Source organism: uncultured Algibacter sp. (assembly GCF_947490405.1).
GTDB lineage: Bacteria > Bacteroidota > Bacteroidia > Flavobacteriales > Flavobacteriaceae > Algibacter_B.
Genome location: NZ_CANLGU010000002.1, coordinates 295839 through 314025, shown reverse-complemented (window position 1 = coordinate 314025; position 18187 = coordinate 295839). Strand labels below are relative to the sequence as shown.

Annotated in this window: 16 protein-coding genes; 11 read left to right on the top strand and 5 right to left on the bottom strand. The window is 30.2% G+C overall.

All coding sequences use genetic code 11. From position 1 onward, the window contains the following. Positions 1–14: 14 nt before the first annotated feature. A complete protein-coding gene (locus tag Q0772_RS05325) occupies positions 15–3326 on the bottom strand; it encodes a hypothetical protein (RefSeq protein WP_298341122.1) in 3312 nt (1103 codons plus the stop codon). Between the two features lie 979 nt (positions 3327–4305). Between Q0772_RS05325 and Q0772_RS05320 the strand changes: the two genes are divergently transcribed. From Q0772_RS05320 to Q0772_RS05290, 7 genes are read left to right on the top strand one after another with little or no spacing between them, the layout of a single operon-like run. Then, on the top strand, positions 4306–4983 hold the full coding sequence (locus Q0772_RS05320; RefSeq protein ID WP_298341121.1) for a DNA-binding response regulator: 678 nt from the start codon (positions 4306–4308) through the stop codon (positions 4981–4983). A 9-nt stretch (positions 4984–4992) separates the two neighbouring features. Further along, positions 4993–5400 (top strand): prepilin-type N-terminal cleavage/methylation domain-containing protein, encoded by a 408-nt coding sequence (locus Q0772_RS05315; protein ID WP_298341120.1) that lies wholly within the window; start codon positions 4993–4995, stop codon positions 5398–5400. A 57-nt stretch (positions 5401–5457) separates the two neighbouring features. Beyond that, positions 5458–5880: a hypothetical protein gene (locus tag Q0772_RS05310; protein ID WP_298341119.1), complete on the top strand. Its 423-nt coding sequence runs from the start codon at positions 5458–5460 to the stop codon at positions 5878–5880. Between the two features lies 1 nt (position 5881). After that, a complete protein-coding gene (locus tag Q0772_RS05305) occupies positions 5882–7291 on the top strand; it encodes a GspE/PulE family protein (protein WP_298341116.1) in 1410 nt (469 codons plus the stop codon). A 20-nt stretch (positions 7292–7311) separates the two neighbouring features. Then, the gene (locus tag Q0772_RS05300) at positions 7312–9519 is read left to right on the top strand and encodes a general secretion pathway protein GspD (RefSeq protein ID WP_298341114.1); all 2208 of its coding nucleotides are present in this window, start codon (positions 7312–7314) and stop codon (positions 9517–9519) included. Further along, entirely contained in the window at positions 9519–10724 is a 1206-nt protein-coding gene (locus Q0772_RS05295) for a hypothetical protein (RefSeq protein WP_298341112.1), read from the top strand. The genes Q0772_RS05300 and Q0772_RS05295 overlap by 1 nt, the downstream gene beginning before the upstream one ends. Beyond that, the gene (locus tag Q0772_RS05290) at positions 10717–11229 is read left to right on the top strand and encodes a hypothetical protein (protein WP_298341110.1); all 513 of its coding nucleotides are present in this window, start codon (positions 10717–10719) and stop codon (positions 11227–11229) included. The genes Q0772_RS05295 and Q0772_RS05290 overlap by 8 nt, the downstream gene beginning before the upstream one ends. Positions 11230–11443: 214 nt before the next feature. On the opposite strand, the gene Q0772_RS05285 is transcribed toward Q0772_RS05290, so the two are convergent. After that, positions 11444–12553, bottom strand: a complete 1110-nt coding sequence (locus Q0772_RS05285) for a formylglycine-generating enzyme family protein (protein WP_298341108.1) — start codon at positions 12551–12553, stop codon at positions 11444–11446. A gap of 149 nt (positions 12554–12702) precedes the next feature. Between Q0772_RS05285 and Q0772_RS05280 the strand changes: the two genes are divergently transcribed. The 4 genes from Q0772_RS05280 to Q0772_RS05265 all read left to right on the top strand — a co-directional run bounded on the left by Q0772_RS05280 (position 12703) and on the right by Q0772_RS05265 (position 15718). Next, positions 12703–13560 carry a YicC/YloC family endoribonuclease gene (locus Q0772_RS05280; protein WP_298341106.1) on the top strand — a complete coding sequence of 286 codons (858 nt, stop codon included), beginning with the start codon at positions 12703–12705 and terminating at the stop codon, positions 13558–13560. Positions 13561–13581: 21 nt separating this feature from the next. Beyond that, positions 13582–14166, top strand: a complete 585-nt coding sequence (gene gmk, locus Q0772_RS05275; RefSeq protein ID WP_298342421.1) for a guanylate kinase — start codon at positions 13582–13584, stop codon at positions 14164–14166. 9 nt (positions 14167–14175) lie between these two features. Beyond that, positions 14176–14760 carry a nicotinate (nicotinamide) nucleotide adenylyltransferase gene (gene nadD, locus Q0772_RS05270; protein ID WP_298341104.1) on the top strand — a complete coding sequence of 195 codons (585 nt, stop codon included), beginning with the start codon at positions 14176–14178 and terminating at the stop codon, positions 14758–14760. A 61-nt stretch (positions 14761–14821) separates the two neighbouring features. Further along, positions 14822–15718: a sugar phosphate isomerase/epimerase family protein gene (locus tag Q0772_RS05265; RefSeq protein WP_298341102.1), complete on the top strand. Its 897-nt coding sequence runs from the start codon at positions 14822–14824 to the stop codon at positions 15716–15718. Between the two features lie 93 nt (positions 15719–15811). On the opposite strand, the gene lysM (Q0772_RS05260) is transcribed toward Q0772_RS05265, so the two are convergent. The 3 genes from lysM (Q0772_RS05260) to Q0772_RS05250 all read right to left on the bottom strand — a co-directional run bounded on the left by lysM (Q0772_RS05260) (position 15812) and on the right by Q0772_RS05250 (position 18113). Continuing rightward, positions 15812–16297, bottom strand: a complete 486-nt coding sequence (gene lysM / locus Q0772_RS05260; RefSeq protein WP_298341100.1) for a peptidoglycan-binding protein LysM — start codon at positions 16295–16297, stop codon at positions 15812–15814. A gap of 152 nt (positions 16298–16449) precedes the next feature. Further along, entirely contained in the window at positions 16450–16929 is a 480-nt protein-coding gene (lysM, locus tag Q0772_RS05255; RefSeq protein WP_298341098.1) for a peptidoglycan-binding protein LysM, read from the bottom strand. A gap of 236 nt (positions 16930–17165) precedes the next feature. Then, entirely contained in the window at positions 17166–18113 is a 948-nt protein-coding gene (locus tag Q0772_RS05250) for a nicotinic acid mononucleotide adenyltransferase (protein ID WP_298341096.1), read from the bottom strand. Positions 18114–18187 lie beyond the last annotated feature (74 nt).

Here is an 18187-nt window from a genome sequence, read left to right as displayed (position 1 = left end):
TTTTCTATATTTGGTTATTGTTTGTAGTTATACTCCTTTTTATTTAAAATATTACCGTCTGAATCCTTGATATATTCTAATCTGTTAAAACTATCATACTCATAAGTTGTTTTCTGACATTTAGGATCAACTATGCTTTCAATTAGTCCTGAATCACCAATGTAATTATATAAAGTTACCATTGAATTTGAATGTTGATTTTGATGGTAACAAAGTGAGGAACTGTTGGTGCCATAATGCGGTTCGTTCATTGAAGTGTCGTAATTCTCTATTTTTCTAATTACATGAGAATTAGGGTCATAAACATACCTTACTAAATTCCCACCTTCTCTTGAAACCTGCAATAAATCACCATATATTGTATAATCATAAAATCTAACTCTATTAGTTAATGTATTGCCACTTTTAGATACTTTTATAATTTCTGGTAATACTAAACCTCCTCCATTCCAATTTCTATATAATGTTCTTTGAGTAGATATTAATTCAGAAGTGCTATTACTTCTAATTTGATAATTTTCAGATTGTAAAATATCAGACAGACGATGCATTGTTTTTAATGTATTATAAGCATTTTCCTGGTCTGTTGTTAACCCTGATAACTGTGTTATCTGATCAACATAATAATTTTTTGTTTCCAAAACAACATCACTGTTACTTGTCGTTGTTGTAATTTTTGTGGGTTGCCCTACATAGCTTTCATACTCGTAACTGGTAGTTGCTACAACTTTATCATAGTTGTTTTCATTTTCAAAATCTGTTAAAGGCACAGGATCAACATATGTAGTAAATTCACTGCTTTCAAGCTGCAATTCGTTTTCATAAGTTTTATAAAAACCAATGTAAACACCCGATAAACTATTTAAATTACTTTCTTGTAATTCACACACATCATATGCTCTTTGCAAAACCATGTTGTCAATATGAAATGGTGTTGGTACTACATAGTTATTTTTGGTAACTTGGTTTATGTATAATGATTCATTTTTGTTTAATATACTTTTCTCTTCAACAACCTTACCATTAAAAATATCTTGATTTGACTTGTTGGTTTCATAAATTTGAGCACTTGGTAAGTCATTACCCAAAGAGTAACTAAGAGTACCTACTTTCAGGCGGTTTAAAAATTTCTTTTCTACTCCTCCTCCTTCAAAATTATCTCCTCCAAAGCTGGTAGTAACATACTGATGTATTGGTCCATCGCTAGAAGGGAACAGGGAATATAGAGTTTCAGAAGATAATTTTTTAGCATTATATGTATCATATATTGGAAAATCACTAAAAGTTCCTAAATCTCCAACAAAAGAACAACAGATAACTAAATGTCTATTAGTAATGTAAGTTGACCAATAATTGATTGGGGAAGGAATAGCATCAGTATCAAAAACTTTATCTATTGTATTGTAATAATACCTTTGGGTATTAGATAGAACATTAGTTTCAGTGTAATTCTTAACATTTTTTATTCTAACCCCCAATCCTTCCTCAATACTACTACCATTAATATGCGAAAAGTTTAAATTTACATCCACAGGATATGAATTGCTTGATTGAGGATCTGTTTCCAACTCTAGTGTTACACGATAAGACCTGTCTTTAAAAAAAGTAGTTTCAAAAGCCCATGAATAATTATATACATCATGCTCCAAAAAATACTCTTTCACTGTTTGAGTTTGATTAGACAAATCATCAATAATAACCCTTACTTTGTAATGGTGATTAATATTTCCCTGAGCAGTGGCGTTAATTTTTATTAGAGCTGAATGTGTTTTTGCCATATCAAAATTGGGGAAGTCTCCAACCAAAATTTCTGTATGGCTCAATTTTGTATCAGGAATTGGATACGCATTTGGATACATTGTAGATAGATCATTATAAACCTTAAGATTAATGTTTTTGTATGTATCTATCTTTATCTTATTTCCCTCGTATTCATACTCCGTAAAACCACCAGTGGGATATTCAATTTTTACAAGGCTTCCCTTTTTAGCGTAATTAATATCGGCATCTTTATTAGCCAGATTCCCCCCCATTGCATTACTAAGATGATAATCATCATTTTGAGGCAATAAAGTCGTATTGGTGGTTTTACCATTGTAATAGCCCAAATGATCTTTTGCTTTGGAGAATCTATCTGGCAACCCTAAAGGATTATCATATTCTAATTTATAATCATATAAAAATTGATCATTTCTGTTTAAAAAAGAAACTTTATCTAAGAAAAAACGTGAAGGTGCCATAGTGTATTGAAAGGTGAATTTTTTTTCATTTTCTGGCACAAAACTGTCATTAACTTCAATAGATTCAAGCTTTCGCTTATAATGCCCAAATACGTTTTCCTCTGTTGAATGAAAAATAATTTCTTGATTAGTTCTGCTGGCATAAATACGGCGTAAATATTTACCATCATATATTTTATTATAAGTTTCTGAATAGTTATATCCATTATTGCTTAGATTAACATCTCCACACAATCTACCTGCATTACCCCCAGTTATTACTTCTTTTGATTCACTTTCTCCTATTTTAATATCATAATTATCACTAGCCTCGGTTAAGTATTCAAAAGAAATAGTGTCTAGAAAAGGATGTTGAATTAAATACAAATAGTAAGAGGTAGTATAATACTCAGTAGCAGTAATATTAACACTATTCCTTGTTCTAGTCTGTTCACAATATTGCCCGCCAAAATAATATTTAACACCATCTTTAGTAGTTATAATAATATCTTGTACGTTACTATATTGTACACCTCCAACAAACTCAATTTTCATTGGCTCACTACTATTTGCAAGATGAACGTTAAAGTCTTCGTCTAAAAAGAAGCTTCCAGAGTAATTTAAAAAGGAAAAGTTAAATTGGTCTGCTTGGGTATCATAATATCCTGTTTCAATAATATTTAAATGTTGCGAGTCTTGACTCCCTACACTTAAATCCATATTATTCAAATCATTCGCTGAATAAAGTATTCTTCTACTAGAGTTAATTTCAGAAACAAAGTTTTCATCAGGTTCATCTTTCACAATCCTAGTAATCACACCACCTGCATTCAAGTTCCAGTTTATTCCTGTCCAACTAGACATTTGATCTACTTTTACACCTGCACCAGTATAGCTAAGACTTATTGGCAATTGTAGATTACCAGATTCAAGAACACAAAGTGGAATAGCTGCATTTATTTTTCCTGTATTTTCATTAGTTGATATATCCCCATACTTAGTAAATTCAAAAGCGGTTGGAGATGCAATGTTTATTTCTGGAACTTCTTGACTATAACATATGAAACATAATGAAAATGATAATAGTAATTGATAGTAAGATTTCATGAGATACTTATTAATGAGAATAATCAATACCGTAAAGCTACATCGCCTCTTAAAATAATAAGTAAGTCTTTCCCTTATAAAGGGTAAGGTTTTTTTGAATTTGAAATTATTCTCTATTCTCATTAGTTTATAATTACTTTAAGAGTTATTTATAGTATAAACTATTTAGGATTTTTGATTTATTGTAAACTACTGAATTCCATATATTAAACAAAAATCTTTTACGGTAAAACCTTAGTAAAAATAATCTAATAGCTTAGCATTAAATCTTCTAAAATAAATATTACAAATGGATATTTCGTAGGATATAAATCAGGTTGATATGAACGAGCCTATAGATGTTTTATAGTTGAAGATGAACCAAATATTGTAGGATTATTAAAAACTATTTTTTCAGCAACTTAATGATTCTAATGCATTTTATGATTTTAGAATACAGGCTTCCTTAAATTGCGACACAGTGTTAAATAAAATTGAAAAGCTATAATTGATACTGCAAACTTATTGGTACGGAAAGATCCTTAACTTATAAGTTAAAAATTGGAACTAAAACTTCAGCTTGACTGGTATATAAACTAATCGGAAAATTTACAAACTTCTTAAATGTATTAATCTATGGGAGTAGATTTCTGGGACAAAATCTGATTTAGCATCTGTTTGACTAAAAACTAAAATTGACTTTAGAAATAAAACACATCAATACTGTTACATAATATAATAGTTATAAAACTAAATTGAAAAAAAAAATATATTGCTAAAATTTTAATATCTCAGGTATCGTTTTAATTTTTCACAAAAACAAGTAGTTTTACTTTCACTTTCCCTAACTAAGCACATTTTTTAAATATTTTATTTACCTTACCTAAGGTAAGGTAAAACCTTACTTTTGATTTAAGAATAGTGAATAAATTTATGTACTCTTTTAAAGGTGAGGACTAAGAAAAACCTTTATTGATGAATGCCAGCAAGATTTTAACTAATGAATAAACCATTAAACACCCTCATTGTTGAAGACCATCAACTTATTATTGATTCTTATAAAATGGCACTTGATTTTGTAGCCAATAAAGAATCGGGTTATAATTTTAAAATCAATGTATGTAAAAGTTGCGAAGAAGCCTATTTAGAGATAGAACACGCCGCTACTTTTGGGACTATCGATTTAGTTTTTCTAGATATTAGTTTACCTCCAGCAAAAAAGCACAATATATTATCTGGTGATGACATTGGAATTAAAATAAGAAGTTTTTTTCCTAAAGCAAAAATACTTGTAGCTACACATTTAAGTGATAATTATAGATTAATAAATATTTTAAAATGTCTTAAACCTAACTGTTTGCTTTTAAAAAATGAACTTGATTTTAATAAGCTTACCGAGAGTATTACTAACGCACTATATGGTGTTCCGTATTACTCACACTCTGTTCTTAAACTTGTGAGACAACATATCTCTAATGACTTTAACCTAGATCAAATAGATAGACAAATGCTTTATTATTTATCTCAAGGAAATAAAACAAAAGATTTACCCGAATTGGTTAATCTATCCTTAGCAGGTATTGAACGAAGAAAACGCAAGCTAAATGAAATATTTAATAATGAAAAAAAGTCCGACAAAGTGCTTATTAAGATTGCTAAAGAAAAAGGGTTTATTTAAATGTATGTAATGATGGGAAAAGTTAAAAAAATTAAAGCCTATAACTTGCAAGAAGTATTAATTGTACTAGTAATTATTGGAATTCTTTTACTATTAGCCTTACCCAACTTAATGCCTTTAATAGCAAAAACTAAAAGTGTAGAAGCACAAACGCAATTGAAATATATATACAATTCACAAACGACTTATAGATATATGTATTCTAAATACGCTATTGATTTAAACGAGATTGATTTTGAAGCCCCTAAAACCGTTAATCAAAATGGCACTAGTAATTATAGTTATGAACTTTTAACAGCAAGTAACAATAGTTTTAAAGCAAGAGCTACCGCTATCACAGATTTTGATGGCGATGGGATTTTCAATGTTTGGGAAATTGATGAAACTGGAACGCCTAAACAAATTGTTAAAGATTAGATGTTCATTCTGAAAACCATATTATTCCTTTGCTTTTTTTTTGTTTTCATCCAAGATATGAAAGAACGACAAGTATATTGGTTTTTATTTCCAATTAGTGGCTTAATATGCGCCTTATTATTTTACAATAATACGCTTCCAGAGCTGTTTTACTTATCTGTAACCTTCAATTTTATTTTTATTTTTCTATTAATATTAGTCCTTAATTTTTATGTTAAATTTAAACTTAAAACAACAATTCTAAAAGCTATAGGTTTAGGCGATTTACTACTCTTTGGGTCTTTATCATTATCGTTTTCTACTATATCATTTATTATCATTTTTATTAGTAGCCTTATCTTTTCTTTAGTTTTACACTTGGCGTCTTCTAAAAATCAAAAACTACTTCATGTACCATTAGCTGGCTATATGAGTTTGTTCTTTTTAATCACATATTTAATTCACTGGTCTGGTTATGTAAGTCTTGTTTACACTATTTAATATGAAGCATAAGAATTATAATATCCCGACGCATCTTTCACAAATTTTAAGTAGTGAGCAGGCATACTATTATAGTATCATTCCTATAGATGCTCATAATGGAACTCTTGTTTTTAAATCTAACTCAGTAACTGAAGATTTAAAAAAAGAACTGCAAGTTGTTTTTGGAAAAAATATTGAATTACAACCTGAAACATCTGAAAATATTGATTTATACTTATCAAAAAATTTCAGAAAGCAAGCCTCAAAAACTACTGAAGACTTACATTACACTAATGATTTTCTTGAAAAAATAGTTTTATCAGCAAAAAATATTGGCAGTAGTGATATCCATTTTGAACCTTATGAACACAAATGTAGAGTGCGTTTTAGATTAGATGGAAAATTAAAAGAACACTTTATAATTGCCTTATCTGAGTACCCTGTTATTGTAAATAAACTTAAGATTAAAGCAGGTTTAGATATTTCTGAAAAACGTTTACCACAAGATGGTAGGATTACTGTTAAAACTGAACAAGATGAATTTGATATACGAGTATCTAGCCTACCTACTTTACATGGAGAAAAAATAGTACTTCGTATTTTGAGTAAAGATACTAATCACATTAACATTGACGATCTTGGTTTTACCGAAAAAGAATTAAAAACATACAAAGAAGCTGTTAAAAACCCTAACGGCATTATCTTAATATCTGGACCCACAGGGTCTGGTAAGACTACAACACTTTATGCTACACTAAAGTTATTAAATGATCATAAAACTAACATAGTTACTATTGAAGACCCTATAGAATATACGCTTGAGGGCATTAATCAAGTTCAACTTAAAGAAAATATAGGGTTAGATTTTACTAGTGCATTACGTACTTTTTTGCGGCAAGATCCAGATATTATAATGGTAGGAGAAATTCGTGATGTTAAAACTGCTAATATGGCTATTCGAGCTGCTTTAACTGGACATTTAGTATTATCAACTATTCATACAAACTCTGCTTGGGCTACTATTTCTAGACTTATAGATATGGGTATTCCTGCTTTTTTAATTGCAAGCACATTAAATGTAAGTATCGCGCAACGGTTGGTTAGAAAATTATGTAATGATTGTAAACAAAAAGCTTCTATTTCAAAAGATATCTTTCCTGAAAATTTTAATATTCCAAAAAGTTTAATAAATCATTATTTGGCAAATGGATGTGTTAACTGCTACCATACAGGCTACAAGGGTAGAAAAGCAATCTATGAGATTATACCTGTGATTAAAACACTTATTCCTTACATTAAACAAAATGATTTAGAAATCGATCAATATTTAGAGGAACATAACATTACAACATTAAAGCAAAATGCTATTCAGCTAATCAAATCTGGCACTACTTCAATTGAAGAAGTTTATGCTTTACTTATCGATTAAGAATTTAAAGTAAAAAACGAATGAAAAAAACACTTTATATATTATTATTTACTTTAAGTTTCAGCTTTGCTCAAGATACTGATACTCGGATAGAAACTATTAAAAACCAATTAACCATTTTAGCTCTAGACAATGCTGGATTAACTGAACTTGTAAAAACAGAAATTAGCGTCAGTAATATCACTCTATCTAACTTCTTGTTGGCAGTTTCCAATATTCATAAAGTGAATATTAATATTGGTTCTGGACTTGAAAATATATCAATTATTAATAATTTTTCTGATGTTACGGTTATAGATTTATTAATATTTCTCTGTAAAGAGTATAATTTGACAATTGATTTTACTGGTAATATTCTTTCTGTAAAAAAGTATGTAGCCCCTATAAAAAGCCCCCAAGAACGAATTATACCTATTCTTTATAATCCTGATAAAAATACAATTAGCATAAATGCAAAAGCAGATAAACTTTACACAGTATTTAAACATATTATGGATGAATCTGGCAAAAATCTAGTATTCACTCCTGGAATGGAAAGTAAAATGATTACGTCTTATATTAAAGAATTACCTTTTGATACGGCAATGCATAATTTAGCACTTGCAAATGACTTATTTGTTGAAAAAACAAAAGACAATTTTTACATATTTGAAGACAATTCTCAATCAAAAAACACTAATACTAAAACCAATAGAAGACAATCTAATTTAAGGTATAAAATTCTAGATTATGAGAACCAATTACTTGAAGTAGACTTTAATAATTCACCCGTAGCAAGTATAATAAATGACATAGGTTTAGAACTTAATTTGAATATATTCACTGCAACACCTTTAGATGAAGCTGGTAATATCACATTTAAAACCAATACAATTTCTTTTGATGAATTGCTTGTTAAGATTTTTGAATCACAAACTGCTTCAACTCAAATTAAACAAAATACCAATACCCCAGAAAGAAGTAATTCAAATCAAAGCAGAAACAACTCCAATCAAAATAGTAATTCGAATAACTCTTCAAAAGTTTTTACTTTCAAAAAAGAAAACAACACCTACTTTTTTGGAACTGAAAACCAACTTAGTGTTCGTAAAGTAGAAATCATTCATTTAATATCTCGTACTGTAGAAATTTTTGCAGACCCTTCAGGTGGAAATGGTAGAAATAGAACAGTTGGAAGAACTAATAATAGTTTAAATCGTTTTGGAGATGTTAATTCGAATAGCAGGTTTTCAAATAATTACAATAATCAGTTTGACAATAACATTGGACAACGAAATACATCAAATAGAGTTTCAGTAAATACTAATAACCAAAATGGGTTTGATAATGCTCAAAATCCTGGAGAAGCATTATTAAGCGTTCTACCTGATGAAATTACTCAAGATTTAGATATTAAAATTGATTTTGAGCTCAATAGTTTTTATGTTATGGGTTCTAGTAGTAAAATAGAACGTTTTAAAGCATTCATTAAACAAATTGACAAACCCGTTCCAGTAATCTTGATTGAAGTTATGCTTATTGAAGTTAGCAGGAACTCAACAATTGAGGCTGGAGTAAGCTGGGGTATTGCTGATGAACCGGCAACAACTGGAGGTGCAATATTTCCTGAAGCTGACTTAACACTTGGAGCAAAAACAATAAATAAAGTCCTTAATGGGTTTGATGGATTCGGACACATTAATTTAGGAAAAGTTGTTCCCAATTTTTTTGCAACTGTTAAGGCTATGGAATCAAATGGGAATATCAAAATTCGTTCTACTCCTAAACTTTCTACATTGAATGGCCATAGGGCTACATTTTCTAACGGGCAAACATCTTATTATGCTGTAACACAACGTAACATTTATGGTACGGACAATCCACAAACTTCAGAGATTACTAATTATGAACCTATTGATGCTGAATTAGGCTTAACTATCAAACCCCTTGTATCTGGTGATGGACAAGTAACCTTGGACATTTTTGTAGTACAATCTAGTTTTGGTGCCCGCATAGCTGAAGATGCGCCACCAGATTTAAGCTCTCGAGAGTTTAGTTCCATTATTAGAGTTCAAGACCAAGATATTGTAGTTTTAGGTGGCTTAGAAGAACGAGTTAAAAATGATTCGGGTACTGGAGTTCCTTTTTTAGCTAGAGTACCAGTTATTAAATGGCTATTTAGTAAACGTAGGCGTGAAGATTCTAAATCTAAATTAACGGTACTTATAAAACCAACAGTCATTTACTAATGTTAAAGCAAATTAAAACATATTTTGAGTATGGTAACCATTTTTGCGGTATTGAACATGCAACACTAAATGGAAATGAAATTTGTTTTATTACTCAGTTAAAAAAAAACAAAAACTCCTTAGATAGAAAAAATACTTTTGAAGAGTTTTTAGTTAAAAAAGCCATTTCAAACCTTCCTAAAAACCAACATATCTCACTTATAATTAATAATGACAATGTTCTTAGCAAACAAATTGAAAGCTCTGAAACAGATACTTTTAAAGTAGTTTACAAAGTGTTTCCTAATATTAATTTAGATGATTTCTATTTTGAGGTTATAAAACAAGGATACAATCAGTTTGTATCCATTTGCAGAAAGACTTATGTCCAAAAAATCGTAGATAACTATAAACCGTATGGTTTTTCAATAATTAATATTACACTAGGGAATGGAATAGTTTCTGGAATATCTAGTTTCTTAAAATCAGAAAACATAACAACTTCAAATGCTAATATCCATCTTGATAATCAAACCATAATTACTATAAAAAAAATTGAGATTGAGAATACGATAAATTATGATATTAATGGTTTAGAAATATCAAATAAGCATGTATTATCATGCTGTGGCGCCTTAAACAGCCAACTAAATAGATATCATCCAATAACAAACTTTGACAAGCTAAAAACTACTTTAGAAAATGACTACAAACAATCTAGATTTTACAGCCTTTCTCTAAAATCTGGACTAGCTTTAATATTAACCACCTTATTGATTAACTTTTTAATATTCAATCATTATTTTAATAAAGTAAAAACGTTGCAACAAACATCTCAAATCAATCAAACCACAAAGCAAAAAATTATAGAACTTAATGAGAATGTTAGTAAATCTAAAAAAATGGTTGAAGATATGCTTAAGGGTAGTTCATCTAAAAGTTCTTTCTATATCAATACGATTGTGCAGGGTTTGCCAAATTCTATTTTACTATCCGAGTTAAATTATCAACCTGTATTGAAACGTATAAAAGCTGAACAACCTATAAGCATTGATAAAAACATGATAATACTTAGTGGTATCTCTAATATTAGTGATACTTTTTCAAATTGGTTGGCTGATTTAGAAAACACCAATTGGATTAATAGAGTTGAGATTTTAAATTATGAAGATTATTCAAAATCAAGCTATAAATTCAGTCTGAAACTTAACATATCCAATGACTAAAAAAACAAAAAACATATTACTAGTTATTGGTTTTATAAGCACTCTCTTTTTGTGTTATAAATTGGCTATTTCAAAAACGCTTAGTCTTAAAAAAGAGTTTAACAATTTAGCACTACAAGAAACTTTATTTGAAAATGCCCCAAAACAAGTCTCTCTTTTGAAACAAAAGGAAGAATACTACAATAAGGTATTAGATAAGTATCAACTTAACGGAAGTTCGGTGCAAAATAATCTGCTAAAAACAATAAATAGATATTCAGATTCCACAAACCTGAAGGTTGTTAATTTTTTAGAACCTCATATCATTATAAAAAATGATTTAAAAATAAACACTTATCAATTTACTTTGGAAGGTGATTTTAATGCTATTCTAAAACTCATTTATAAACTAGAACAAAAAACCAAGTTTGGAGAAATCATTAATCTTCATTTTGAAAAGAAGAAAAATTTTAGATCTGGAAAATCTTATTTACAAGCAAGTGTGCTTTTGAAGAGTTTTGGGTAAATAAAAAGTACGACTACAAGATGCACGGGAAAAACTAAATCTGGTTCAAGTTGTAAACATTTAACTTAAAAGCAAGGTGCTATTAGCATTAATTTCACCTTATAAAATTGACTAAATTTTGAAGCAATTTCAATACTTGGTTCGAGAATAAGTCAATGCTCTGTACAATAAAGAGATAAACATAGAGTTTATCTCTTTATTTATAAGAATAAAATTAATCCGGCAACATATCTGGCGTAGCAACCGTTCTAAAACCAATATGTTCAGAAGATGAATCTGTACTTGTTCCCATTCTGGAAGACACTCTGTAACTGGCACAATACGAATCGCTACACAAAAATGAACCACCTTTTATAACTTTTTCTTGTAAATAGGGTTGGCTAGGGTTATACGCTTTATCTGGTCCTTGTGGGTTAAAAACATCTTTATTTGCAGCTAATAATTCTTCGTAATATTTAACACTATACCAATCTGAAACAAACTCCCAGACATTTCCAGCCATGTCATACAAACCAAAATCGTTAGGAGAATACGATTTTACTGGAGCAGTTCTCTCAAAACCGTCGTCTAAGGTATTATTTACTGGAAATTCACCCTCCCAACTATTAGCCATATTAGAGAGCAAAGACTTATCATCTCCCCAAAAATAAACAGTACTTGTTTTTCTTCCTCGTGCTGCATACTCCCACTCAGCTTCAGTTGGCAAACGTCTTCCTGCCCATTTACAATAAGCCTGTACATCCTCATAAGAAACATGAACTACTGGATGATTCTCTTTACCTTGTAAGTTACTATCTGGTCCACTTGGATGCCTCCAATTAACACCTATAGCCCAACGCCACCACTGCGAAAAATCATATAAATTAGAAACCGACGATTTCGTTTTTTTAAACATTAATGACCCTGGTTGTAAAATGCTATCGTGAGGTTTAGGTGTGTTTTCTGGAAGTTGCTTTTTCATAACTTCCCAATCAATTTTACGTTCTGCTACAGTTACATAGCCTGTTTCATCAGTAAACGCTTTAAAAGCGGCATTAGTTACTTCAGTAATATCCATAAAAAATCCATCAACAAATACTGGATGCTGAGGCTTTTCATGAAGCATTGCCGTTTTATCTTGATTTACAGCACCTTGTAAAAACGCTCCTCCAGGAATCCAAACCATACCTTTTGGGGGATTTACAATATGCTTATCATGTGGTTTTTGAGTTGTTTCTACACCACTAGTTTCTTCCGCTAAATCAGCATCTTGTTTAATGTTTTTACAGCCAACAAAAAACACACAACATCCAATCACAACACCTATTTTAAGTATTCTTTTCATTACTATTATTCAAAAAATTTATTTCCGTAAAAGTATTTATTAATTACTTTATAACCCACTTATCTCATTTAAAGTATTTTTAACGCAAATCAATACGTTCTCTTTACTTAGGTTTTAATTACATTTGCATAATCTTAATACTTGCGTTCATGATATATTCTATGACAGGTTATGGAAAATCTGTTTTACAACTACCAACAAAAAAAATAACAATAGAGCTTAAATCTTTAAATAGTAAAAATTTAGATTTAAATGCCAGAATGCCTTCTATATACAGAGAGAAAGAATTGACTATAAGAAAAACTTTAGCCAACAAATTAATACGTGGAAAAATTGATTTCTCTATTTATATTGAAACAACAGCAGACGATACATCTACCCAAATAAATACACCTGTTGTAAAACAATACATGGCGCAACTAAAAAATGTTGCAGATGCAGATGATTTGGATTTGCTAAAAATGGCTGTTAGATTTCCTGATGCTTTAAACACAATTAGAGAAGAGATTAATAATGAAGAATGGAAAGCCATTGAAGCAGGAATATTTAATGCGGTTGAAGATTTAATAGAGCATAGATTGAATGAAGGAAAAGTACTTGAAATAGACTTTAATAACCGTGTAGTCTCAATAGAGGCATTACTTGATAAGGTTATTGCTATGGATCCTGAGCGTATTGAAGGTGTTCGTGAACGACTTCAAAAAGGTGTTGAGGAATTAAGGGAAAAATATGACGAAAATAGATTTGAGCAAGAATTGGTTTACTACATTGAAAAATTTGATATTACCGAAGAAAAAGTAAGGTTAAAAAATCACCTTAACTATTTTACTGAATCTATAAACTCGAAAGATTCCAATGGGAAAAAATTAGGTTTCATCAGTCAAGAAATGGGGCGCGAGATAAACACAATTGGTTCAAAAAGTAATTATGCACCTATGCAACAGCTTGTAGTTCAAATGAAAGATGAGCTCGAAAAAATTAAGGAACAGTTATTGAACGTGCTTTAGTAAAAAAGAAAAGTTAGTGTGATTAAAGAAAACAAAAAAAAAGGTAAGCTTATCGTATTTTCTGCACCTTCAGGCTCAGGAAAAACAACTATTGTTCGGCATTTATTAGGTATTGAAGAATTGAATTTAGAATTTTCAATATCTGCAACCTCAAGAGAAAAACGAGGTGAAGAAATATATGGAAAAGATTACTACTTCCTCTCTGCTAAAGCCTTTAAAAACAAAATAAAAACGGATGCATTTTTAGAATGGGAAGAGGTTTATCGTGATAATTTTTACGGTACTTTAAAAACTGAGGTTGAACGCATTTGGGAAAAAGGCAAAAACGTCATTTTTGATATTGATGTTTCTGGTGGCTTACGTATAAAACGAAAATTTCCTGAAGAAACACTGGCTCTTTTTGTTAAGCCGCCTAGTATAGATGAGTTAAAAATTAGATTGAAAAAACGTAAAACTGAAAGTGAAGACAAGATAAACATGCGTGTTGCTAAAGCCTCTGCTGAATTAGCAACAGCACCCTTGTTTGACAGCATAATTGTTAATGATGATTTAGAGAAAGCTTTAGCCGAGGCTGAAGAAAAAGTTAGTACATTTATAAACTCTTAGATTTTTATAATGAAAATTGGTTTGTATTTTGGCTCTTTTAACCCCATACATGTAGGGCATTTAATTATAGCAAATTACATTGCAGAATACAGCGATTTAGATCAAATTTGGTTTGTTGTAACCCCACATAATCCTTTTAAAAAAAAATCTAGTTTACTTGATAACTACCAACGGTTAGAGATGGTTTATCTAGCTACAAAAGATTATACAAGACTAAAACCTAGCGACATTGAATTCAATTTACCTCAACCTAATTACACCGTAAACACACTAGCACATTTACAAGAAAAACACCCTGAAAAAGAATTTTCCTTGATTATGGGAGAGGATAATTTAAAAAGCTTTCATAAATGGAAAAACTACCAGGTTATTCTTGAAAATCATCATATCTATGTATATCCAAGGGTTTCAGACAATAAAGTAGAAACTCAATTTAATAATCATGAAAAAATTCATAGGGTTAATGCGCCCATTATACAACTCTCTTCAACTTTTATAAGACAAGCTATTAAAGATGGTAAAAATATTCAGCCAATGCTTCCAAAAAATGTTTGGGAGTATTTAGATAAAATGAATTTTTATAAGAAACCCTAGTTTTTAGTAAAAAAATAAAAATCAACATTAATTCTTACCTTTATACAAAGCACAACAATTAATGAATAAAACTAGACGGAACTTATTAAAAAGTATAGCCCTTACCCCTTTTGTTTTAAATACTAATAAACTTATAGCGTTTTCCAAAGACGCTAAACCAGCACCTAACAGATTACAATATAGTATTAATGCATACTCCTTTAATTCTGAGTTACGAAGTGGTGAAATGACTTTCTTTGATATGATGGAATTTTGTGCAGAGATTGGTATGGATGCTGTTGATTTAACAGGGTATTATTTTTCTTCTTACCCACAAATACCAGAAAATAAAGCGCTTTTTGCTTTAAAAAGAAAGGCCTTAGATTTAGGTTTAGATATTGCTTGGACAGGTGTTAGAAATAATTTTGTTACACCAGATGTAAATTCTCGTAACTCGGATATTGAGCTAATTAAAAATTGGCTTGATGCATCATCAAAACTAGGTGCCTCAATCATGAGGGTGTTTACTGGAAGAAATAAAAGTGAAGAATTCACAAAAGATGAAATAAAGAAATGGTTAGTAAAAGATTATAAAACATGTGCTGATTTTGGTGAACAATATGGCGTTATTGTAGGCTTGCAAAATCATGATGAATTTCTGTTTACAAGTGATGAAATAATAGACATAATAAAACGTGTAAATTCAGATTGGTTTGGTTTGGTGCTAGATTGTGGTAGTTTACCCTCTTCAAATACCTATGAAGAAATGGAAAAACTAGCACCTTATGCTAATTACTGGTTTGTAAAAGAACATGTAAAAACTAAAGACAGTACCAAAGTGCCTGCTGATTTAAAACGAATTGCTAAGATTATAAAAAACTCTAATTTTCAAGGTTATGTGTCTTTTGAGAGTCTTCAAGAAGGCAACACAAAAGAAATTATCAAGGATATGTTTAGTACTTTCAAGTCTGCTTTATAAGTTACTCAGTAAAAACAACAAAAATAAAAAGCCAACTTTTTCAAGTTGGCTCCGAACATAACATAATTAGCTATTAATTAGGTCTCTCATGTTCTAATCTAGTGTTGGGATTCTTAATACCTGACCAGGATAAATTTTATCTGGATCAGTCAACATAGGCTTATTTGCTTCAAAAATAACAGGGTATTTCATGGCATTCCCATAATATGCTTTGGCTATCTTCCCTAGAGTGTCACCACTTACTACAGTGTGAAATTGAGCTGCAGGCGCTTCATGTTCTACAGTCATTTGGTCATCAACAGTTGCAATACCATTTGAGTTACCAATAACTAAAACCACTTTTTCTCTTGTTGTTTGATTGTAAGCCATACCAGAAACAGTAGCTGCATCATTATCAATAAAAACATTTAAACCTTCAACTTGTAGTTGTAAATCAGTAATAGTTTCTTCAAGTTTTCTTGCAGCAGCTTCCTCTAACTTTAATGCTTTTGCTGCTGCTTCTGCAACCTCTTCAGCATCAGTTTTACCAATACCAAACACTTTTGCTCCTGCATTTTTAATAAATGAAAATAGTCCCATTTTATAATATTAATTTAAGGGTTAATGTTTTTAGGACACATAAAATTTAAATGGGTCACTATTAACACTTTATGATAACAAATAATTTTGTTAAAATCGACTTCAAACAAAATATCATTTACTGAGAAGTAGAGTCTAGTAGGCTCATAATATTAAGCAGGAATTCTTAGCACTAAACCCGTATATATATCATTTGGATGATTAAGCATAGGCTTGTTTGCTTCAAAAATAATAGAGTAATTCATTGTATTACCATAATAAACTTCAGCAATTTTTTTGAGGGTATCCCCATTACGCACTGTGTAAAATTGAGCAGCAGACGCTTCATTTTTTACAGTCATATAGTCATCAACAGTAGAAATACCATTTGAGTTTCCTACAACTAAAACAACTTTTTCCTTTGTGGCTTGATCGTGAGCTAAACCAGAAACCACCGCAACATCAGTATCTATAAAAATATTTAGATCTTCAACATGTAATTGCAAGCTTTCAATGATGCTTTCTAATTTTTTTGCGGCAGAGTTTTCAAATTCGAATTTTTCCATTCCAGTTTCAATAGCTACTAACATAACTGTCTTTTCACCTTCAAATATTTTAATTCCAACATTTTTTTTGAATGAAAACAATCCCATTTATTTTTATTTTGCTTTTAAGTGTTTGTACTTTTTAGACACTAAAAACTCAAATATGTCACACAATTCAATAAAAAAAGAAACCGCATAGAACAAGATGTTCCAAACGGTTTCTAAACTAAATAACCAACCAAAATTTTAGTGAAACTTTAATTTGTATTGTTTAAAAAAACAAAATCAAATTAATTTAGTTGAACTAATCCCGCCCTAAAGCGGGATCTCACTTTAATTATCTTCTAAACCTTCCGAGTGTTCTCTCTTGGGTTTGCTACTTTATCTTTTCTAAATTTACGTTTTTTGTCTTTTTGCACTTTCTTTCCTTTAGTCTTATCATCAGACGACTTTAAGAATTGAATGTATCCGCGTCCTACAAACTCATATACCGTTTCAGATGTTGGATGGAACAATTCTATCTTACTGTCATTTATAACGGTCAATTCAAAAAATTCATTGTCCAGAGAATCATAATCTAATGTTAAAGTTTTCAACAAATTATTTCCACTAACATCTCCTACACCATACAAACCTGTGTAGTCCCAAAGTAAGTTGTTTACATTCATCCCTGTATCATCTTGAGAACTTCTAAATGTAGAGTCGTTTCCACCAGCTAAAAACTGTAAATAATTTTCATTATCAAATTCGTTTAAAACACCAAACTCGCTAGTGTAGGTCTTTTCCCAAGCTTCATACTCTTGTAAGAAATAATGAATATTATCATAGAATACAAAATCATAATCAAAACTATTTCTTTGGTAACCATCTAAAAAATAAGAGGTATCATTATTAGGATTATATAATTCAATGGTATTAAAATCTACTTCATAAACATCAAAGGTTGAAAACCCGTCAATATCATGTTGCACATCTAAAATCATTTCGTAAGCATCATAACTACCAACATCAATCCCAAAACCATCTCCATTAGCTCCAAGTCCAGCTATATTATTATTAGCGTAAACTACACCGTTAAGAAACGATACTGTAAATGCCTTCTGTAAAAAAGGAGTTTCCCCATATCCAACAGTACTATTTATATCTACATACCAAAGATCATAAGACCCAAGCAATTGGTTTAACGAAATTCTTGGTTCATCAATTATATCGTCTACTACAACTTCAGTGTAGCACGATATGAATAGTGTTGCTGTTAATGCAAAGCTTAAAAGTATTTTTAACGTCTTCATCTTATCTTCATTTTAGGGTTTCTGATTAGTAAGTTTCAAAACGCGTGCCAAAAAATAAAAAGCTTTATCTATAT